Source organism: Streptomyces sp. WZ-12 (assembly GCF_028898845.1).
In the GTDB taxonomy this organism is placed as follows: domain Bacteria; phylum Actinomycetota; class Actinomycetes; order Streptomycetales; family Streptomycetaceae; genus Streptomyces.
Genome location: NZ_CP118574.1, coordinates 4,926,973 through 4,947,370 on the forward strand (window position 1 = coordinate 4,926,973; position 20,398 = coordinate 4,947,370).

Here is a 20,398-nt window from a genome sequence, read left to right on the forward strand (position 1 = left end):
GCGGTCTGCTCCTGGCGATCGGCCCCGCAGTGGAGCCGCCGGCGTCAGCCGCGCCGGTCCGCCACCGCCCATGAGGCCAGCGCGACGCCGCCGGCCACCGCGAACACCGAGGGCCACGCCCCGATCTTCTTGGCCAGCGGGTGGGACCCCGCGAACGCCGCCACATAGGCGCCGCTCAGCGCGGCGGCCGCCTTCGTGCCGGCCTTCTGCTGCCAGCCGCGGGCCGCCACCGCGCCGGCCGCCGCGAGCGCCACCCCGCCCAGGGGCCGCTTCTTGGTCCACCGGGCCACGCCGTAACCGCCCACCAGCCCGGTGGCCGCCACCACGCTCGTCGGTATCCCAGCCATCGCAGAATCCTCCCTTTCGCGGACAACTCCCACGAGCCTACGCGCGGCCCCCGCACCGCGGGGCGGCACGGTCGAGCGGGGCGGGCGGCCGGCGCCGCTCGCGCGACCGCGGTCCCTTACGGGGCGGGGCGCCGGCCCGTTGCCGCGTCGGAACCGGGCGCGCCCCCGGGCCGGTCCGGCACCGCTTCCGGCGTCGCCGTCCGGCCCGCCCATGCCTGGAGCAGCGCCGGGCCCGCCCACGACCGGTAGTGCCACAGGCCGTCCAGGAGTTCCCGCTCCCGGGCGGCGAAGTCGGCGGTCGGGCCGGTCAGATGGGCGCGGCGTCGGTGGAAGGAGAGCGCGGTGGCCAGCGCGCCGTAGGCGGTGACGGCGCGGGCGGCGGCCGGGCCGTGGGTGCGGCGGGCTATGTCGCGGGCCAGTGCGCGGGTCTTCAGCGAGGCGAGGGCGGTGGGCTCGGGCGCGGCCAGCCAGCCGGCGGCGGTGTACGGGGCGAGGTACTCGCGGACCGAGAGCAGCTCCTGGCGGCGGGCCCAGAGCGCCAGCCACGTCAGGGCCAGCAGGACCGGGACCATGAAGACGCCGTAGACGGTGAGGAAGCCGGCGTCACCGAGGGAGGAGGCGGCGTTCCACACGCCGTGCAGCAGGATCGCGGTGGTCAGGCCGAGGAGCACGAGCCCGGTCCGGGCACCGCGGCGGCGGGGGTAGCGGGTCGCGGCGATGCCGAACGCCAGGCCGGTGAGGATCGTGAACAACGGGTGGGCGAACGGGGAGACCACGATCCGCACGAAGAAGGTGCCGGCCGTGAGGGAGGTCAGTCCGGTGTGGCCCATGGACTGGTCCTCGCCGAAGGCGCTGCCCAGATAGAGGACGTTCTCGGTGAACGCGAAGCCGGTGGCGGTGATGCCGGCGATCACGATGCCGGCCGTGATCCCGTCGAAGTCGCGGCGGCGGAAGCGGTAGAGGAGGGCGATGGCGGCGGCCTTCACCACTTCCTCGACGATCGGGGCGACCACCGTCGAACCCCATGCCTCGGCCTCGGTCGGGGACGCGGTGGCGAGGTTGCTGGCCAGCCAGTCGGTGGCGAAGCCGTTGGCCAGTACGGCGACGAGGGTGGCGGCGCATGCCCCCCAGGCGAAGGCGAACGCGAGGTTCCGCCAGGGCTCGGGCTCGATGCGGTCCAGCCAGCAGAACGCCGCTATCAGTAGCGGGACGGGGAAGACGGCCAGCCCGAGGCCGACCAGGAAGCCCTCGGTGCCGGTCTGGCGCCGGACGATGCCGAGGATGAGCACGCCGGAGAGCGCGAGCAGCGCGGCCAGTGCGATGGCCCGGACGGTCCGGCTGCGCCAGGGCGCGAACCGGCGCCGGGGCCCGGGGTGGGCCTCGGCGGGTGTGTACGGCGGCGGGCCGGCTGAGCGCTCGGGGAGCGGCGGCGGTGACGGGTACACCCATCGACCCTAACGAGGGTGGAGCGGCGCGGGCAGGCGAGTTTGCCGCCAGCGAGGACACGGGGGTGCCGGGGCACGGCCCCAGGGGACCGCGGCCCTCAGGCCCGGCGACGGAACAGCAGGTCGTGGACGGTGTGGCCCTTGTCCAGGCCCTGGCCCTCGAACTTCGTCAGCGGCCGGAAGTCCGGTCGCGGCGCGTAGTCCTGGTAGCGGTTCTCCAGCGCCGGCTCCGCGGAGAGGACCTCCAGCATCTGCTCGGCGTACGGCTCCCAGTCGGTCGCGCAGTGCACCAGGGCGCCGGGCGCGAGCCGGGTGGCGGCCAGCGCCACGAACTCCGGCTGGATCAGGCGGCGTTTGTGGTGGCGCTTCTTGGGCCAGGGGTCCGGGAAGTAGACGCGCAGGCCGGCCAGGGACGCCGGGGGGAGCATCTCGCGCAGCAGGATGATCGCGTCGCCGTTGGCCACCCGGATGTTGGACAGACCGTTCCGCTCCGCGAGACCGAGCAGATGGCCCTGGCCAGGGGTGTGCACATCGCAGCCGAGGATGCCGGTCTCCGGGGCGGCGGCGGCCATCTGCGCGGTGGCCTCGCCCATCCCGAAACCGATCTCCAGGACGACCGGCAGCCCGTCGAAGAACGCGTCGAGGTCGAGGCGGGAGAGCCCGTCGACGTCCACGCCCCACTTCGGCCAGAGCCGGCGCAGCGCCTCGCCCTGCGAGGCGGTGACGCGGCTGCGGCGGGGTTGGAAGGACCGGATCCGCCGCTCGTGGTGCGAGCCGGCGGGGTCGGCCGCCGGCCCCGTGCCGTCGGGGAACATCGGCTTGCCGCGCCGGGGCACGGCGGCCGGGGCGGCGGTCGCGACGGTGGTCACCGCGGCGTCCGCGCCCGTGGCGTCGGCATCGGCGGCGAGGGTCTTGGGGGTGGCGGGGTTCTCGGACACAGTGCGTCGATTCTACGGAGGGCGCCGGGGCGGAAGGGACCGTCGAGGGTGGCACCGCCGGGCGCGGTGATCGGGGAGAACGCCGGCCGACGCCCCCGGCCCCGGCGGGCCCGCGCCCCGGCCCGCCCGTAGAGGCGCAGGTGGGGCACGGTGGCCTACGGGCGGCGCGGTGCGGGCGGGGCGGGCGGCGTCGGCCTCCTGGGGAGCGGTGCGGTGTGGGCGAGGTAACGGGGGCGCGCCTCAGCTCCCCGCCGGGGAGCGGCCGTCTTGCACCTCGCCCGCCGGTATGCCCAACAGCCGGGCGACCCGCCGGGCCACCTCGCGGCCGATCGGGAGGCAGGCCGTGGCGGCCGGCGACGGGGCGTTGAGGACGTGGACCATGCCGGGGGACTCGGCGAAGAGGAAGTCGTCGACGAGGGTGCCGTCGGGGAGGACGGCCTGGGCCCGGACGCCGGCGGGGCAGGGGAGCAGGTCCTCCTCCCGGGCGTCGGGCAGCAGCCGGCGGACCGCGTCCGCGAAGGCCCGGCGGGACAGCGAGCGGTGCAGCTCGCCCGCGCCGTAGCGCCAGTGGCGGCGGGCTATCCGCCAGGAGCCGCGGAAGGCCAGCGTCCCGGCGAGCTCCGCGGGGCGCAGCGTGCGCCAGTCGTACCCCTCGCGGGCCAGCGCGGGGACGGCGTTCGGCCCGATGTGGACGGCGCCGTCGATGCCGCGGGTGAGGTGCACCCCCAGGAACGGGAACGCCGGGTCGGGCACCGGGTAGACCAGGCCGCGGACCAGGGCCGCGCGCTCCGGGGCGAGGGTGAAGTACTCACCGCGGAACGGCACGATCCGCATGCCCGGGGCGTCGCCGGCCAGCCGGGCGATCCGGTCGCAGTGCAGCCCGGCGCAGTTGACCAGGGCGCGGGCGCGGTAGACCGTGCCGCCGGCGGTGCGGACCGCGACCCGGCCGGGGCGGCGCCCGATGGCGGTGACCTCCTCGCCGAGGACGACCCGCGCGCCGTCCTCCTGGGCGAGCCGGCCCAACTCCCGGGCGACCGCGCCGAAGTCGCAGACGCCGGTCGTGCCGACGTGGATCGCGGCCAGGCCGCGCACCTCCGGCTCGTACGCGGCGATCTGGGCCGGGCCCAGCTCCCGGACCGGCAGCCCGTGCTCCCGGCCGCGCTGGATGAGGCCGTGCAGCCGGGGCAGCTCGCCGCGGTCGGTGGCGACGATCAGCTTGCCGGTGACCTCGTGCGGAATGTCATGCTCCGTGCAGAACTTGACCATTTCCGCCGCCCCTTGGAGGGCGAAGCGGGCCTTGAGCGAACCGGGTGGGTAGTAGATGCCGCTGTGGATCACCCCGCTGTTGCGCCCGGTCTGGTGGCGGGCCACACCGGGCTCCTTCTCCAGCACCACGACGCGTATGCCCGGCGCGGCGCGCGTGAGGGCACGGGCCGTGGAAAGCCCCACGATCCCGGCACCGATCACCAGCACATCGCAGTCGTACGCCGCCACTGCACCTCCCCAACCGCATGACCGCCGGCCCGCCCGTCGCCGCGGGCCCGCGCGTCATCGCCGACGCCGTAGTCCATCATGACGGGCGGCACCGACAATCCGCAGCGATCCAGCCTGACCTGCGAAGACGACCCGCGGCCGCGCACCCGCCCCGCGCAGGGCGCCCGATCTCCGTTCCCCGACCGCCACCCGCGGCCGCCCTCCGCGCCCGCCGGCTACGCCGGCGCCGCCAGCAACGGCCGCGCCCGCTCCCGGAGTTCGACCACCCGGGGCTCGTCCCCGTACGGCTCCAGGCGGTGCAGCAGGTCCCGGACGTACTCCGTGGTGCGGGCGGACGAGATGCGGCCGGCGACCTCGACGGCCCGGGTGCCGGCGGCGCACGCCGCGTCCAGATTGCCGGACTCCAGTTCGGCGACGGCCGACACGACGAGGCGCAGCCCGTGCGAGCGGACGAACTCCTCCGTCGGCCGGGAGAGCGCCTGCTCGGTGAAGCGCCGCACCTGACGGGGCAGCCGCAGGTCCCGGTAGCACTCGGCGGCGTCGGCGGCGAACCGCTCGTAGGAGTAGAAGTCCAACCAGGACGGGTCCGGGTCGCCGCTGCGGGAGCGCTCCAGCCAGCCCTCGGACGCCTTCAGCGCCACCTCGCAGGCGCGCGCCTCGCCGGCCTTGGCCTGCGCCCGCGCCTCCACCAGGCGGAAGAAGCTCATGGTGCGCGCGGTGGCCAGCCCGCGGTTGCGCTCCAGGGCGGCCTGGGCCAGGTCGACGCCCTCGTCGGCGAAGCCCCGGTAGGTCGCCTGGAGGGACATCGACGCGAGCACGTACCCGCCCAGGGGGACGTCCGCGGCGGCGCGGGCCAGCCGCAGCGCCTGGATGTAGTACCGCTGGGCGGCCTCCTGTTGGCCGGTGTCGAAGGCCATCCAGCCTGCCAGGCGGGTGAGTTCGGACGTCGCCCCGAAGAGCGCGCGGCCCACCTCGTCGCTGTACGAGGCGAGCAGCAGCGGCGCCGCGTCCACCCGGAGGCACTCCGGCACCATGGACGAACGCCAGTCCCCGCCACCGTACTTGGAGTCCCAGCGCCGGGCGTCCTCGGCCGCCTCGCGCAGCTTGGTGACGTCGCTGTGGCCGACGTGCTGCGGGGTCCCGGCGTCACCGGCGGCCGCGGCGTCCTTCTCCCGCGCCTCGGCCGTCTCCCGCGCCACCGAACTGTCGGTCGGCGATATCAGCCAACGGGAGGTGGGGGTCGCATACGCGCTGACCGCGAAGGATCCGGCCAGGCTCTGCCAGATGCCGCCGCCGTTGCCCCGCCGGCCGGCGAGATCGAGACGGTACAACTCGGTCGCTGAGCGCACCGCCGCGCCCACGTCACGGGGGAAGGCCAGCCCGACTTCGGGCGCCGGATCGGCATCGGCCAGGCCGATCTCGTGCAACGGCACCGGTCGCCCCAGCTTGCTGCCGATCGCGGACGCAATCAGATGGGGCGCGGCGCCCTGGGGCACCATGCCCTTGGAGACCCACCGGGCCACCGACGTCTTGTCGTAGCGAAGCGTCAGACCGCGTTGGGCACCCAGGTCGTTGACCCGGCGCGCCAGTCCGGCATTGCTGATCCCCGCGAGGGCGAGAACGGTGCCGAGCTTCTCGTTCGGCCCGCGTGTATCCCTGGACATGCGCACCCCTCGACACAGCGACAGCCGCCCCGTACCCCGGGGCATGCGTCCACCCAGAGTAGTTCGCCGGATCCCGACCGTTAAGGGTCGGTGTCTTGGATGGCGAGATTCGTGTTCAAACGGGGGTGCGGGAATTGGCATGTGCTCCGGGTACGTGTGCCCATGCGCCCGTCCGTGCGCGCTGGCCCCTCAACGCCCCCCGCGCTTCGATGAGTTCTGCGTGGGTCGGCCCGCTGTACTGGATCCAGTGGGCTGGGGGACACCGCCACCTCATTCCCCGCGGGTGGCGGTCCGGTCCGGGAGGCGCAGCCCGCTTCCCGGACCGTCGCGGGGACCGGGCGCCCACCCGGCCGCCGCGCCGCACGGCGGTCGAGTCCGGGACGCCGGCCGGGACCCAACTCGGCGGAACGGCACGGACTTTGGCCGAAAATCGACGGGTGGTGCTTTCGCGCCGTCGACCGCTCCGGGGGCCACACGGGGGGCCACCCGGGGCCGTTGCCCCGCACCGCGCCCGCCCGGCACCCGACCACCACACCCGCTCAACGCCGGCGCCGCGCACCGAAGGACCGCCCGCATACGGGCCGTCTCCGCAGCCGCCCGCAGGCCAGCGCCATGGCAGCATGGACCGCACGGCAGACTGGGGAATCCGCTGTGCGGGGCGGCCGCCGGCCACCCGGGCGGACGGGGAATCGGGTGGAGGCGGCGATGCGCTGGCTGGTGGGGTGGAGCAGTGCCGCGACCACCGACAAGGGGTGCCGCTCGCTGCTGCCGGTGGGCGCCCAACTCCTGTGGGGCGACCCCGATCCCCTCTGGGCGGTGGGCGATTGGCGGCCCCATGAGGTGCGCGTCGTGCAGGCCGACCCGGAGACCCGGCTCGCCGTCTTCGGGGTCTGCGGCGCCACCGACGACCAGTTGAAGGTCGGCCTGTTCGCCGCCCGCGGGGGCGCGCTGCGCCACCTCACCGCCTGGCCGGGCAGTTACACCGCCGTCGCCCAGGTGGGACGCCGGATCACCGTCACCGGGGACCTGGCCGGCGCCCGCCCCGTCTTCCACACCCGTTGGGCCGGCGGCACCGCGTACGCCACCGCCGCCCTGCCCCTCGCCGACCTCGTCGAGGCCAGCCTCGACGTCGGCCACCTGGCCGCGCTGCTGGCCTGCCCGGACGCCCCCGAGGCCCTCGGCACCGGCACCCCGTACGACGGCGTGCACCGCGTCCCACCCGGCCACGCCCTGGTGCTGCGCACCGGCACCAGCGAGCGCGCCTCCTACGAGCCGCCCGCCTCCCTCGCCGTCGCCACCCCCCAACTCGCCCCGGAACAGGCCGTGGACGGCGTCCGCGAGGCCCTGGTGGAGGCCGTCCGCGCCCGCCTGGCGGCCCCCCGCTTCGCCCCCGACCCGGACGGCCTGGACCGGCTCGACCCCGGCCCGGTGCCCGGCATGGGCCCCGCGGAGCGGCGCGCGGCGCGCGGCGGCCCGGCCCCCGGCATCGGCGCCGACCTCTCCGGGGGCAGCGCCTCCGGAACGCTCGCCCTCCTGGCCGCCGGACTCCCCGGCCAGCCAGGGAGGATCAACGGCCACGGCGAGCGCCTGTTGGCGGTGACCTTCAACGACCGCGCCACCCGGGGCGGTCAGGACGACCACGAGGCAGAACTGGAGCGCGCCCGCGGGATCGCCGAGAACCCCCGGCTGCACCACGTCGTCGTCGCGGCCGGCGAGGAGGCGCTCCCGTACACCGGCCTCGACGCCCTCCCGCTCACGGACGAGCCCGGCCCCGCGCTGGTCGTCGCCGGCCGGCACCGCAGCCGGCTGGTGTCCGGCGGCGCCGACCACTTCGTCGGGAACGGCGCCCGTCAGGTCCTCGACGCCCACCCGGCCCGCCTCGCCGACCTCCTCATGGACCGCCGCCGGCGCCATCTGCTGCGCCCGGTCACCGCGTTGGCCAGGGCGGACGGCCCGTCCGCGCACTCCGTCCTGGTCCCGTTCACCGTCTACCGGGCCGCCCGGAGGCTCGCCCGCACCCCCTACGCCACGGGGATCGCCGAGGCCGCCCGCCGCCTACGGGAGCGGGAGTTCGCCGACGAGCCGGTGGCCGGCGGTGCGGTGGACGCCTCGCTGGCCGCGCTCACCTGGTGCCGCCCCGGGCCCGCGGCCCGCTGGCTCACGGGGGAGGCGCTGGCCGAGGTGGCGGCGCGCCTCGGGGACGCGGCCCGCCGCTCGCCCGCCGCCGGCCGCCCCGGCGAGCGGCGGGCCCGGGCCGCGCTGGCCCGCCAGGCCGCCGACCACCGCATCTTCGAGCAGGCCGCCGAGGTCCGCAGCCAGCGGCTGCACGCCCCCTTCCTGGACAACCAGGTGGTGCTGGCCTGCCGCGCCCTGCCGGACACCCTCCGGGTGCAGCCCGGCGCCCGCGCGGCCGTCCTGCGCTCCGTCCTGACCGGCGCCGGCGTCCGGGACCTGCCGTCCGGTTGGGGTGCCGCCGCGTACCACCCGCACTCCGCCGCGGTCCGCGCCGGACTGCGCGCCGCCGCCGGCCAGTTGCTCCGGCTCTTCGACGCGCCCCTGCTCGCCGACGCCGGACTGATCGAGGCGCGGGTGGTCCGCAAGGCGCTCCGGGCGGCCGCCGAGGGCGCCCCGCTGCCCCTGGACGGGCTGGCCGACCTGGTCTCCACCGAGCTGTGGCTGCGCCGGCTGCTGGCCCGCCGCGGCTCGTGCTGGACGGGCGCGGAGGCGCCGCGCCAACGGGCCCTCGCCGGTGGCGTGGTGCCCCGCGCCCGGCTCGCCTGAGCTGCCCGACCGCCCGGCGCGGGCGGCCCGTTGGGAACGGCCCCGCCGCCCGTATTCCCGCAGGGCGGACGACCGGAGCACGGCCCCGCCCCGGTGCTCCCGGCAGAACGGCGCACCAACCCGGCGCACGGTCTTCCCCGCGCGCCCAGGGCCGGGGCGCACACCGGCGCACATTCCGACGTGACTGCCATTACCGCGCCCCGCTACTGGGCGGTGGCCGGCTCGCCCGCCACCGCCCGTTCCCTCACCGGCAGTTGATCTGCGACCGCGCCCAGTCCCCCAGCGCCACCAGATCGCCCGCGCTCTCCGGCTCGACCACCAGGCGCAGCGTCTTGCGCCCGGCCAACGGGACGTGCACCGGCACCGCCGGCTGCCCGCCGTGCACCACGGCCGACCGCCACAGCCGGACCCCGTCCGCGTACACCGAGAAGCGCAGCGCGCCCAGCCCCAGGCTGAGGTCGTCGACGCCGGCCACCGCGTCGTACGCGGTGCACTGCCGGTTGAGGTCGATGACCACGGAGGACGACGCGTGCACGCTCACCCCGTGGGGATAGGCCGTGCCGCCGATGCTCGGGTGGTTCCGCTTCCACAGCCAACTGCTGTCGAAGGCGCGGATCTCCGGCTTGGTGCCGTCGCCCGCGAAGTCGTACGGCAACGCGTTGACCTGATACGACGTCGACGGCGGTGTGGGCGTGGACGTCGGGGTCGGGGTCGGGGTGGGCGTCGGAGTCGGAGTCGGTGTCGGCGTGGGCTTCGGTGGTGTCGGCGTCGGAGTCGGTGTCGGCTTCGGGGTCGGGGTCGGCGTGGGGGCGGGCTTCGGCGGCGCCGGCGTGGGCCTGGGCGGCGCGGGCGTCGGGCTGGGCTTCGGGGCCGGGGCGCTCACCGGGGGCCGCGGCGGGTGGGACGGCGGGGGAGTCGGCTCCACGGCCGGCACCGAGGGTGCCGGCGGCTGCGCCCGCGGCTTCGGGCCCGGCTGCGACGACCCGGACAGCGCGAACGCCAGCGCCGCGCCCGCCACGACCACCAACCCGGCCCCGACGGCGACCTTCACCGGCGCGGCCAACCCCTCGCCCACGGCCGCCCCGCCGGAGCCAGCGGACGCACCGGACCCCGCGGCGGTCCCGCCGGCGCCGGCGGCCGTCCCGGACCCGGAGCCCGAGGCGGCCGCGGCCACCCCGGCGCTCGCCGCGGCCCCGGCCCCGGCGACGCCGGCCACCGCCGCGGCACCCTTGATCGCGTACCCGGCCGCGAACCAACCGATGACCGCGACCGGCAGCACCGCACCGATCCGCTGGTTGAGATCCGCGACCTCCAGGGCCGCGCCGCGGCACCGGGCGCACTCGTCCAGGTGCTTGCGCAGCCCCCGCTCGGCCCGCATCCGCAGCCCGCCCCGGGCGTACGCGCCGAGCCGGTCGGCGTAGCGCGCGCAGTCGCCGCCCGAGGTCAGCGACTGGCTCACATGGGCCTGCAGATACGCCTGCTTGAGCCCCTCCCGGGCCCGGTGCGCGAGGACGGCGGTGGCGTTGGCGGTCAGCCCGAGCAGCGGCGCGACCTCGCTCGGCGACTCGTCCTCGATGGTGGTGTGCCACAACACCGTTTGGTAGCGCTCCGGCAGGCTCTGGAACGCCCGCACCGCCATCGTCTGCTCGGCCTCGTGCATCGCCCGGACGTCCGCGCCGAGGTCCAGGGTGTCGTCGTCCAGGGACGAGCCGGCCGCGGTCACCGCGAACACCGCGAAGTCCTCGACCAGGTGCTCCCGCCGGGCGGTCTTCGCCCAGACCGCGGCGACCCGCCGGACGGTCGTCAACAGATAGGCGCGCACCGCCGAATCCGGCCCCGCCCCGCCGCGCACCGCCTGGAGGGTGCGCGCGAACACCTCGCCGGTCAGGTCCTCCGCGGTGTGGGCATCCCGGCAGCAGCTACGCGCGTACCGGCGCACCGCCTCGGCGTGCCGGCGGTAGAGCTCCTCGTAGGCGCTGTCGTCGCCGGCCCGCATGGCGGCCACCAACTGGGCGTCGGACGGCGGCAGTCCGGCCTCGACGCCCTCAGCGGTCGGTTCGGCCTCCGCCGGCCGTGCCCGTCGCCGGGAGTGCCTGCGCTGCGCCGGCACGCTGGGCCCGGCGCCCTCCGGACCGGCCGCCGGGGGCGTCGCCCCCAACGGCCCGGACTGGCCCGGCACCTGACCCGACACTGCGCCCGCGCCCTCGCCGCGCCGCTCGTCCCGCCCGTCAACGCCCATCGCCCAGGCCCCCGAACCCACCGTCACACCGCAACACCGCGCAAGCGTGCCACACCCGGGGCCCGAGCTTCAGGGCCCGGGTGGGCAACCACCCCTCCGGGGCGCCCGTACTGACGTTCACCGGCAGCGGTCCGCCCGCCCCGGCCGCACCACACCAGCCCCGGCCACCGCATCCGGAACACCCGCCCCGGAAACCCCGGGCCCACGGCCCGCCCCTACGGGCAGCCCTGGCACGCCCGTTACGCCCGGCGACGCGACGACCGCCCCCGCTGACCCACCCCAACGCCAAGCACCGCCCGCCCGCGCGCCTCCGTGCCGTATGCACCGCGCCGCCGGGCCGGCCGCCCCGCATCAGGTGGTGGGACGTGACCGCAGCCCTTCCAGCAGGATCTCCAACAGCCGTGCGGCGGCGGCCTGTTGCTGTCCCGGATCCGGCAGCGCCGGCGCGCCCGTGGCGATCACCAGCAGTACATCGGAGACCGTGACGTCGACCCGCAGCGCACCGGCCGCCCTGGCCCGCTCCACCAGCCGTCCGACGACCTCCAACAACGCCTGCCCGCCCGGCATCTCCTCGGTGCCGGTGCCGGTGCCGGTGCCGGGACGCGCCGCGTCCGCCTCGCCCGGCGCGGCCCGCTGCAACGGCACCCGCGCCTCGGTCCCGCCCTCCGGCACCCGGACCTCGCCCAGGCCGTCGGGCACCCGCTCCTCGCCCGGGCCGACCCGCAGGATGCCCGGCGGCAGCAGCCGCCCCGCCCCCGAGGCCACCGACGTCCGCAGGAACCGCGCCAGCGCCGACCACGGGTCGTCCTCCTGACCCAGCGCGGCCCGCGCCTGCTCGGTCAGCCGGGAGGTCTCCTCCTCGGCTATCCGCCGGACCAGGACGTCCTTGCTCGGGAAGCGGCGGTAGACCGTCCCGACCCCGACCCGGGCCCGCCGCGCCACGTCCTCCATCGGCGCGCCGTACCCCAGCTCGCCGAAGACCTCGCGCGCCGCGCGCAGCACGTGCTCCAAATTGCGCTGGGCGTCGACCCGCAGCGGTGCGCTCCGACCGTTGGCGCCGGTCGCGGCGCCCGTTCCCTTGCCCCCGGCGCCGTTGGCACCGTCGGAAGCGGCGGTCACGGTGACCGCCGTCGGCCATTGAGAGCCCTGAATGTGCATATGTGATCCCCCGGTAATGACGTCTCCCCCCGGAGACTCCCCGCCCTGACGGCCGGGGTGACCCGACGAAAGGGTGCACCCCAACGAGATACGAACATAGTTGAGCCCGCGTCAAGATTGAAGAGGGTCCTCCGCCTACTACGCCCCCCGATCGGCCTAATGGGCCGGATTCGCTCGGCGCCCCCTTCCTCCCGCCTCGCGCCCATCTCCGGCTGACCAGCGTACTTCGCAACGGTGATGTGGAATGTCCCGCTCCGCACCACCGCCGGGTACCGGCCATACTTTTCGACCGACCTGTGGACAAAGCCGTTGCGGCAGTGCGTCATGGAACAGTGCTGTGCGCTCCGGGGGCACAGCGCCCGTAGCGGGTGGCCGCGCCGCCGGCCCGGCCGCCCGCTCGGTGGCGCCCCGGCCTGGTCGACACCGCGAGGAGAACCTCTGTGAAGACTGTGTCTTCGGAGCATTCGGACGCCGTGGCGCGCATTCTCGTGGTCGGCGGTGGCTACGTGGGGATGTACACCGCCCTGCGGCTGCAGCGCACGCTCAAGCAGGAACTGCGGCAGGGCACGGTCGAGATCGTCATCGTCGACCCCGACCCGTACATGACGTACCAGCCATTCCTGCCGGAGGCCGCCGCCGGCTCCATCTCCCCGCGCCACGTCGTCGTCCCGCTGCGCCGCGTGCTGCCGCACTGCACCGTCGTCATCGGCGAGGTCACCGCCATCGACCACGACGAACGGAAGGCGACCCTCACCACCCTGGCCGCGCGGGAGACCGGCGACGCCGCCCACACCCTCGCCTACGACGAGCTGATCCTCGCGCCCGGATCGATCTCGCGCGCCCTCCCCGTCCCCGGCCTCGCCGACGTCGGCATCGGCTTCAAGACCGTCGAGGAGGCCATCGGACTGCGCAACCACGTCCTCGAACAGCTCGACATCGCCTCCTCCACCCGCGACCCCGAGGTCCGCGACGCGGCGCTGACCTTCGTCTTCGTCGGCGGCGGCTACGCGGGCGTGGAGGCGCTGGCCGAACTGGAGGACATGGCCCGCTACGCCGTCCGCTACTACCACAACATCCAGTCCGAGGACATGAAGTGGATCCTGGTCGAGGCCACCGACCGGATCCTGCCCGAGGTCGGACCCGAGTTGGGCCGCTACGCCGTCCGCGAGCTGCGCGCCCGCAACATCGACGTCCGGCTCACGACCCGCCTGGACTCCTGCGAACGGCGCCTGATCCGGCTCAGCGACGGCTCCCGCTTCCCCGCCCGGACGCTGGTGTGGACCGCCGGCGTCAAGCCCCACCCCATCGTCGCCGCCAGCGGTCTGCCACTGGCCGGCCACGGCCGCCTCAAGTGCACCGCCGCGCTTCAGGTGGACGGCGCGGAGCACGCCTGGTCGGCCGGGGACGCGGCGGCCGTACCGGACCTGACCGCGCCCCTGCCCGCCACCTCGGACGCCCCGCGCACCCTCTGCGCCCCCAACGCCCAGCACGCCGTCCGCCAGGCCAAGACGCTCGCCGCGAACCTCACCGCCGCCCTGCGCGGCGGCGAGCTCCACAACTACCGCCACAAATACGTCGGTTCGGTGGCCTCGCTCGGCCTGCACAAGGGCGTCGCGCACGTCTACGGACGCAAACTCAAGGGCTATCCCGCGTGGTTCATGCACCGCGCCTACCACCTCAGCCGGGTGCCCACCTTCAACCGCAAGGCCCGCATCCTCGCCGAATGGACCCTGGCCGGACTGTTCAAGCGGGAGATCGTCTCCCTCGGCTCGCTGGAGAACCCGCGCGCCGAATTCGAACTCGCCGCGGGCACCGGCCGGCACAACGAAGCCAGTTGACCGACCGCCCCACCAGGGACGTTGACCGCCCGCCCGACCGATGCCGGCCGGCCACCGCGGTACCGGGAACTACGCCCGCGCGCCCGGCGTCTGACGGATGACCGTCCAGTCGGCCACACTGGACGTGTGACCATGGGTGGGCTCGTATCTGCGAAGAGTGACAATCACGAGGATTCAGGACGTTTGCTGCATTCCACCAGAGGGTGCCGACAGCGCCCCCAGCCACGCCACGGGGCGCTCCCCCATGCCAACGGCCCGACCCCGCGCGACGACGCGAAGTAAGAGGTATCCCTCCGTGATCTTCACGCGCTGGAGCGCCAAATTCCCGGGTACCCAGCGGCGCACCGCCGCCCGGGCCGACCGCGCCGCCCCGTCGACCACCCCGCCCGCCGGGCCCACCGCACACTCGGCCACGCCCGCCCCCACCGGCGACACGGCCGCCGGCCCGCCCGGCACCGTCCCCGCGGCCCGCGCCGAGGGCACCGCCGGCGAGGACGCCCCGCCGCACGCCACCCCGCCCACCGTCGACGCGCTCTCCGTCCACGACATCCTCGGCACCATCCCCGCCCTGGTCGCCGTCGTCTACGGCCCCGAGCACCGGATCGCCTACGTCAACGGCGCCTACGCCGGCGTCTTCGGCCCCCGCCCCGCCGGCCGCACCGCCCGCGAGGCCCTGCCCGAGCTCGGCGAACTGGGCCTGCTGCCCCTGATGGACCAGGTCCTGCGCAGCGGCAAGCCACGCACCGTCAAGTCCCGCAAGGTCCCCGCCGGCGCCGGCGGCGACCGCACCCGCGACGGCTACTACACCTTCACCTGCACCCCCATCGAGGTCGCCGACAGCGGCCCGGCCCCCGACCCGGAGGTCGCCTGCGTCGCCCCGCACAAGGGCGTCCTGGTCTTCGGCGCCGAGGTCACCGACCAGATCGAGTCCGCCGAGCGGCTCCGCGCCAGCGAGGCCCGCCAGCGCGCCGCCGCCGTCACCCTCCAACGCTCCCTGCTCCCCCAGGAACTGGAACAGCCCGACGACCTGCGCGTCGCCGCCACCTACCAACCCGGCGGCACCGACGCCGCGGTCGGCGGCGACTGGTACGACGTCATCACCCTCGGCGCCGGCCGCACCGCACTCGTCATCGGCGACGTCATGGGCCGCGGGGTGCGCGCCGCCGCCGTCATGGGCCAACTCCGCACCGCCGTCCGCGCCTACGCCCGCCTCGACCTCCCGCCCCACGAGGTGCTCCAACTCCTCGACGGCCTGGCCGCCGAGATCGACGCCAGCCAGATCGCCACCTGCGTCTACGCCGTCCACGACCCCAACGAAGGCCGCCTGGTCTACGCCTCGGCCGGCCACCTGCCGATGCTCGTCCGCGACGCCGACGGCACCGTCCGCCGCGCCGCCGAACCGACCGGCCCGCCCCTGGGCACCGGCGGCTGGCTGCACACCTCCGGCACCGTCCCGCTCGGCCCCGGCAGCAGCGCCGTCCTCTATACGGACGGCCTCGTCGAGCGCCGCGACAAGGACATCGACGAGGGCGTCGCCGGCCTGGAACGCGCCTTCGCCGGCGCCACCGGCGCCCCCGACATCGTCTGCGACCGGCTGCTGCGCTCCCTGGGCATCACCGCCACCCACGACGACGACGTCGCCATCCTCGTCATCCAGAACCCGGTTCGCACCGGCCACGACGCCGAGCTGTTCCACAACGCCGCGCTCGAACTCCACGGCGGCACCGAGGCCGCGCCCCGGGCCCGCGCCTTCGCCTCCGGCGTCCTCGCCTCCTGGCGCTTCTCCCCCGAACTCCACGACCTCGGCGTGCTGGCCGCCAGCGAACTCGTCGCCAACTCCCTCCAGCACGGCACCCCGCCGATGCGCCTACGCCTGCGCCGCACCGACCGCCGCCTGATCATCGAGGTCACCGACGGCGACGACCACCTGCCCCGCCGCCGTCGGGCCGAGCCCGTCGACGAGACCGGCCGCGGCATCTCCATCGTCGCCACCATCGCCTCGTCCTGGGGCTCCCGCCGGACCCCGGGCGGCGGCAAGGCGGTCTGGTGCGAATTCGCCCTGCCCAAGAGCTGATCCCCGGCCCGCGGCCCACTACCGGGGCCGCCCGGCCGGGGCGGGGCCGTGCCACCGACGGCCGCCGCCCCTGGAACGCGCCTCAGATCAGACGGCTGCGGCCACCGGCTCGGCCTCCACCCGCTGCGCCGGCACGGCCGCCCGGTACGGCTGGTCCTGCGCCGGAGTGAGCATCCGCCCCAGCCGCAGCGCCAGCACCGTGATCCCCACCGCGCACATCGTCAACATCGCGATGTACGCGACATGCATCCCGTGCCCGACCATCAGCGCCCCGACGGCCGGCCCGACCGCCAACGCCAACTGCTTGACCAGCGCGAACGCCGAGTTGTACTGACCGATCAGCGAGGCCGGCGCCAGATCCGCCACCAACGGCGACACCGTCGGCGACAGCAGCGACTCCCCGACGCCGAACAGCGCGTACGTGGAGATCAGCAGCACCGTCGCCACCACCTGCGCCCCATGCACCAGCCCGGACAGCCCGGCGGCGATCCACGCCACCGTCCATATCAGCCCCACCAGCGCCATCACCCGGCTCCGGCGCCGCCGCTCGACCAGCCTCAGCACCACGAACTGCGCCGCCACGATCGCCGCGGTGTTGGCCGCCAGGGCGATGCCCAACGTGGCCGGCTCGATCCGGGTGACCTCCGTGGCGTACGCCGCCAGCCCCGACTCGAACTGCCCGTAGCAGGCGAAGAACAGCACGAAGCCCAGCACGCACAGCCACACCATCCGCCGGTCGCCGAACAGCGTCCGCCAGGCGCCCGCAGCCCGATCCGCGGACGGCACCGCGTCCTCGACCTTCGGCGCCCGCGGCAGCCGCACGGTCGCGATCGCCGCACCCAGCACCAGGAACATCACGGCCTCGATGGCGAACAGCCGCACAAAGCTGGACGCGTGCGCCTCGTCCACCAACTGACCGCCGACCAGGCCGCCGATCCCCAGCCCCAGGTTGTTCAGGAAGAACTGGGTGGCGAACGCCCGCGAGCGGGTCACCGTCGTCGAGCACCACACGATCATCGTGGCGAGCGCGGGCTGGATCACCGCTATACCGGCACCGAGCGCCGCCGCCGACGCGATCACCATCGGCTCGCTCGCCGACAGCCCGATCCCCAGCGAACCGACGGCCGCCGAGACCGTACCGACGACGGCCACCGGCAGCGGCCCCCGCCGGTCGATGGCCCGGCCCGTCAGCGGCAGCACGACCAGCGCGGAGATCGCCAGCATCGCCAGCACCACACCAGCCGTACTCGCACCGAGATGCCGCACGTTCGCCACGTAGACGTACAGATACGGCACGGTGAAGCCGTTGCCGAACGCGCTCAGCGCGTTCCCCAGCTGGATCCGGCGCAGCGCGGCGCCCATCGCGGTGGTCACACTCACCTACCTAGGTCAGGTCGCAAAGATGGATAACGAGTAAGGAACCCCCCGGGCCGAGCCGAGGAACGGTGCGGGACGTCCAAGACCGGACAGTCACACCCTCAAGACTTCGACCCTAAAGTTCGAAGCTAAAGACTACATGACGAAGAACTTCAACGCCAATGACTTCCGTGTCATACTTCGCCGCATGCCAGAGCCCGCAGAACCGGCCGCCGGGCCGAGCGCCGAGCCGAGCCTTGAGGAACAGATCGCGGCCTACCAGCGCGAGTTCCAGGACCTCGACCCCCAGGTCGAGAAGGTCGTCTCCGCACTCCAGCGCCTCAACCGACGGATGAACGTCGCCTACGGACGCCAGACCGCCACGCTCGGCATGAGCAACGCCGAATGGGAGGTCCTCAAGGCCCTCGTCGTCTCCGGGGCGCCCTACCGCATGGGGCCCGGCGAACTGGCCAAACACCTCGGCCTCACCCCGGCCGCCATGACCCACCGCATCGACCGCATGGCGAACGAGGGCCTGGTGACCCGTGAGCGCGACGAGACCAACCGCGTACGCGTCATCGTCGAGCTGACCCACGAGGGCCGCGAGAAGTGGCTGGAGGCGATGCGCCTGGCCACGGTTTTCGAGGAGGAGCTCCTCCAGGACTTCTCCGGCGACGAACGCCGCATCCTCGGCGACGCGTTGACCCGCCTGCTGCGCCGGGTCGAGGCCGCCCAGCCGGACGCCGAAGGTCGCCTCAGCGACCTCGACTGACCCAGGTTGACACACCCTCCCCCGATCCGTAGTGTTCTCCGAGTTGCCAAAGAGCCGGAACGGTTCTGCGGTGACCATCCCGCCGCTTCGCGGCACCTCACTACTGCACGGCCCTTCAACGGGATTGAATTCCGCATGTCGAAATTCATTCCGGGCGTCTGATTAGGCGTCACCGAGGAATTCCGCTAACGTAGTGATCACCTCGCCGACGGGGAATCGGAACGAAATTCGAACCGACCGCAGCTCCTCCTGGAGCCGCCCGGAACGAAAGAAGATCTGATAAAGTCGGAAAGGCCGAAAAGCGAAAGCGAAGCGGTCGAACCCCGCTCCAACGGGGGGCCGGAGACGGAAACGGATCTGGTAAGGTTGGAACCGCGAAGAAACCGAAAGGTCGAATCGCACCGGCGAAAATCAGGGCCGAAAGGATCTGATAGAGTCGGAGACGCAAGACTGAAGGGAAGCGCCCGGAGGAAGCCCGCGAGGGCAGGCCGAAGGAAGCGTCCGTTCCTTGAGAACTCAACAGCGTGCCAAAAGTCAACGCCAGATATGTTGATACCCCGTTCCCCACATCGTGGGGGATGAGGTTCCTTTGAAAAGTCCTTCCAAGTTTCTTGGGAGGCGCACACAGCGAGGACGCTGTGAACCACGGGGATTATTCCTCCTTGTGGTTCCGCTCAACGCGAGTGTCTCACCGGCGGTTTTTAGTTAAACGCAGTCGGGTAAAGCATTCACGGAGAGTTTGATCCTGGCTCAGGACGAACGCTGGCGGCGTGCTTAACACATGCAAGTCGAACGATGAACCTCTTTCGGGAGGGGATTAGTGGCGAACGGGTGAGTAACACGTGGGCAATCTGCCCTTCACTCTGGGACAAGCCCTGGAAACGGGGTCTAATACCGGATATGACACGGGATCGCATGGTTTCGTGTGGAAAGCTCCGGCGGTGAAGGATGAGCCCGCGGCCTATCAGCTTGTTGGTGGGGTGATGGCCTACCAAGGCGACGACGGGTAGCCGGCCTGAGAGGGCGACCGGCCACACTGGGACTGAGACACGGCCCAGACTCCTACGGGAGGCAGCAGTGGGGAATATTGCACAATGGGCGAAAGCCTGATGCAGCGACGCCGCGTGAGGGATGACGGCCTTCGGGTTGTAAACCTCTTTCAGCAGGGAAGAAGCGAGAGTGACGGTACCTGCAGAAGAAGCGCCGGCTAACTACGTGCCAGCAGCCGCGGTAATACGTAGGGCGCAAGCGTTGTCCGGAATTATTGGGCGTAAAGAGCTCGTAGGCGGCTTGTCGCGTCGGATGTGAAAGCCCGGGGCTTAACCCCGGGTCTGCATTCGATACGGGCAGGCTAGAGTTCGGTAGGGGAGATCGGAATTCCTGGTGTAGCGGTGAAATGCGCAGATATCAGGAGGAACACCGGTGGCGAAGGCGGATCTCTGGGCCGATACTGACGCTGAGGAGCGAAAGCGTGGGGAGCGAACAGGATTAGATACCCTGGTAGTCCACGCCGTAAACGTTGGGAACTAGGTGTGGGCGACATTCCACGTCGTCCGTGCCGCAGCTAACGCATTAAGTTCCCCGCCTGGGGAGTACGGCCGCAAGGCTAAAACTCAAAGGAATTGACGGGGGCCCGCACAAGCAGCGGAGCATGTGGCTTAATTCGACGCAACGCGAAGAACCTTACCAAGGCTTGACATACACCGGAAACGGCCAGAGATGGTCGCCCCCTTGTGGTCGGTGTACAGGTGGTGCATGGCTGTCGTCAGCTCGTGTCGTGAGATGTTGGGTTAAGTCCCGCAACGAGCGCAACCCTTGTTCTGTGTTGCCAGCATGCCTTTCGGGGTGATGGGGACTCACAGGAGACTGCCGGGGTCAACTCGGAGGAAGGTGGGGACGACGTCAAGTCATCATGCCCCTTATGTCTTGGGCTGCACACGTGCTACAATGGCCGGTACAATGAGCTGCGATGCCGTGAGGTGGAGCGAATCTCAAAAAGCCGGTCTCAGTTCGGATTGGGGTCTGCAACTCGACCCCATGAAGTCGGAGTTGCTAGTAATCGCAGATCAGCATTGCTGCGGTGAATACGTTCCCGGGCCTTGTACACACCGCCCGTCACGTCACGAAAGTCGGTAACACCCGAAGCCGGTGGCCCAACCCCTTGTGGGAGGGAATCGTCGAAGGTGGGACTGGCGATTGGGACGAAGTCGTAACAAGGTAGCCGTACCGGAAGGTGCGGCTGGATCACCTCCTTTCTAAGGAGCACTTCTTACCAAGTTTTGTGCTTGGTCA

At 73.2% G+C, this 20,398-nt stretch carries 12 protein-coding genes and 1 rRNA gene; 5 read left to right on the forward strand and 8 right to left on the reverse strand.

Going from position 1 to position 20,398, the window contains the following annotated elements; all coding sequences use genetic code 11:
• Positions 1 to 44 precede the first annotated feature (44 nt).
• The 5 genes from PV796_RS21310 to PV796_RS21330 all read right to left on the reverse strand — a co-directional run bounded on the left by PV796_RS21310 (position 45) and on the right by PV796_RS21330 (position 5,888).
• Complete coding sequence (locus PV796_RS21310) at positions 45 to 347, reverse strand: hypothetical protein (protein ID WP_026247493.1); 303 nt, start codon at positions 345 to 347, stop codon at positions 45 to 47.
• 116 nt (positions 348 to 463) lie between these two features.
• Positions 464 to 1,792, reverse strand: a complete 1,329-nt coding sequence (locus PV796_RS21315; RefSeq protein ID WP_274914914.1) for a PrsW family intramembrane metalloprotease — start codon at positions 1,790 to 1,792, stop codon at positions 464 to 466.
• A gap of 98 nt (positions 1,793 to 1,890) precedes the next feature.
• Positions 1,891 to 2,730, reverse strand: coding sequence for a tRNA (guanosine(46)-N7)-methyltransferase TrmB (gene trmB, locus PV796_RS21320; protein WP_446750614.1), 840 nt, complete (start codon positions 2,728 to 2,730; stop codon positions 1,891 to 1,893).
• A 240-nt stretch (positions 2,731 to 2,970) separates the two neighbouring features.
• A complete protein-coding gene (gene lhgO / locus PV796_RS21325) occupies positions 2,971 to 4,224 on the reverse strand; it encodes an L-2-hydroxyglutarate oxidase (RefSeq protein ID WP_274914915.1) in 1,254 nt (417 codons plus the stop codon).
• A 215-nt stretch (positions 4,225 to 4,439) separates the two neighbouring features.
• Complete coding sequence (locus PV796_RS21330) at positions 4,440 to 5,888, reverse strand: MFS transporter (RefSeq protein WP_274914916.1); 1,449 nt, start codon at positions 5,886 to 5,888, stop codon at positions 4,440 to 4,442.
• A 705-nt stretch (positions 5,889 to 6,593) separates the two neighbouring features.
• Here PV796_RS21330 and PV796_RS21335 point away from each other — a divergent pair.
• Complete coding sequence (locus PV796_RS21335) at positions 6,594 to 8,669, forward strand: asparagine synthase-related protein (RefSeq protein ID WP_274914917.1); 2,076 nt, start codon at positions 6,594 to 6,596, stop codon at positions 8,667 to 8,669.
• A gap of 244 nt (positions 8,670 to 8,913) precedes the next feature.
• On the opposite strand, the gene PV796_RS21340 is transcribed toward PV796_RS21335, so the two are convergent.
• Together PV796_RS21340 and PV796_RS21345 are read right to left on the reverse strand one after the other, a co-directional pair.
• Positions 8,914 to 10,908: a sigma-70 family RNA polymerase sigma factor gene (locus PV796_RS21340; protein WP_274919163.1), complete on the reverse strand. Its 1,995-nt coding sequence runs from the start codon at positions 10,906 to 10,908 to the stop codon at positions 8,914 to 8,916.
• A gap of 351 nt (positions 10,909 to 11,259) precedes the next feature.
• A complete protein-coding gene (locus PV796_RS21345; RefSeq protein WP_274914918.1) occupies positions 11,260 to 12,066 on the reverse strand; it encodes a TetR/AcrR family transcriptional regulator in 807 nt (268 codons plus the stop codon).
• A gap of 440 nt (positions 12,067 to 12,506) precedes the next feature.
• Here PV796_RS21345 and PV796_RS21350 point away from each other — a divergent pair, with 440 nt between their 5' ends.
• Complete coding sequence (locus PV796_RS21350; RefSeq protein ID WP_274914919.1) at positions 12,507 to 13,904, forward strand: NAD(P)/FAD-dependent oxidoreductase; 1,398 nt, start codon at positions 12,507 to 12,509, stop codon at positions 13,902 to 13,904.
• Between the two features lie 295 nt (positions 13,905 to 14,199).
• Entirely contained in the window at positions 14,200 to 15,978 is a 1,779-nt protein-coding gene (locus tag PV796_RS21355; RefSeq protein WP_274914920.1) for an ATP-binding SpoIIE family protein phosphatase, read from the forward strand.
• An 87-nt stretch (positions 15,979 to 16,065) separates the two neighbouring features.
• On the opposite strand, the gene PV796_RS21360 is transcribed toward PV796_RS21355, so the two are convergent.
• Positions 16,066 to 17,352, reverse strand: a complete 1,287-nt coding sequence (locus PV796_RS21360) for an MFS transporter (protein WP_274919164.1) — start codon at positions 17,350 to 17,352, stop codon at positions 16,066 to 16,068.
• A gap of 190 nt (positions 17,353 to 17,542) precedes the next feature.
• Between PV796_RS21360 and PV796_RS21365 the strand changes: the two genes are divergently transcribed.
• Together PV796_RS21365 and PV796_RS21370 are read left to right on the forward strand one after the other, a co-directional pair.
• Positions 17,543 to 18,106 carry a MarR family winged helix-turn-helix transcriptional regulator gene (locus PV796_RS21365; RefSeq protein ID WP_274914921.1) on the forward strand — a complete coding sequence of 188 codons (564 nt, stop codon included), beginning with the start codon at positions 17,543 to 17,545 and terminating at the stop codon, positions 18,104 to 18,106.
• A gap of 727 nt (positions 18,107 to 18,833) precedes the next feature.
• Positions 18,834 to 20,361: ribosomal RNA gene (locus tag PV796_RS21370) — 16S ribosomal RNA — on the forward strand.
• Positions 20,362 to 20,398: the final 37 nt, after the last annotated feature.

Excerpts from the sequence above, each read along its gene's own strand:
- PV796_RS21310 (WP_026247493.1), bottom strand. The coding sequence starts at position 347 with ATGGCTGGGATACCGACGAGCGTGGTGGCGGCCACCGGGCTGGTGGGC.
- PV796_RS21330 (WP_274914916.1), bottom strand. The coding sequence starts at position 5,888 with ATGTCCAGGGATACACGCGGGCCGAACGAGAAGCTCGGCACCGTTCTC.
- PV796_RS21335 (WP_274914917.1), top strand. The coding sequence starts at position 6,594 with ATGCGCTGGCTGGTGGGGTGGAGCAGTGCCGCGACCACCGACAAGGGG.
- PV796_RS21340 (WP_274919163.1), bottom strand. The coding sequence starts at position 10,908 with ATGGGCGTTGACGGGCGGGACGAGCGGCGCGGCGAGGGCGCGGGCGCA.
- PV796_RS21345 (WP_274914918.1), bottom strand. The coding sequence starts at position 12,066 with ATGCACATTCAGGGCTCTCAATGGCCGACGGCGGTCACCGTGACCGCC.
- PV796_RS21365 (WP_274914921.1), top strand. The coding sequence starts at position 17,543 with ATGCCAGAGCCCGCAGAACCGGCCGCCGGGCCGAGCGCCGAGCCGAGC.